Source organism: Pseudoalteromonas sp. GW168-MNA-CIBAN-0100 (assembly GCF_040309225.1).
Lineage (GTDB): Bacteria > Pseudomonadota > Gammaproteobacteria > Enterobacterales > Alteromonadaceae > Pseudoalteromonas > Pseudoalteromonas arctica.
Genome location: NZ_JBEOOL010000927.1, coordinates 1 through 246, shown reverse-complemented (window position 1 = coordinate 246; position 246 = coordinate 1). Strand labels below are relative to the sequence as shown.

Sequence of the window (246 nt, the reverse complement as noted above, 5' to 3'; positions counted from 1 at the left end):
GTTTTTAGTAGAGCATAAAAATATTGAAATAGATGTACAAGAACAGGTAATGAACGGCAGCTGGGAAGTGCTGATTGAAGATAAAGTTGATTTAGTTATTGGCGCGCCGTCGCCAGTGCCGAACCAAAAAGGCATTCGCGCGGTTAAAATAGATGAGTATCAAAGTGTACTTGTGGTAAATAGCACGCACCCGTTAGCAACGCAGCAGCAACCACTCGATATGAGTAGCCTTGCTCAGTACCGCAG

1 protein-coding gene is annotated in these 246 nt (G+C 44.3%); it reads left to right on the top strand.

All coding sequences use genetic code 11. The features are described from left to right. Positions 1–246 (top strand): LysR substrate-binding domain-containing protein (locus tag AAEY62_RS24050; protein WP_350636984.1); only part of this gene is annotated, 246 nt, incomplete at both ends.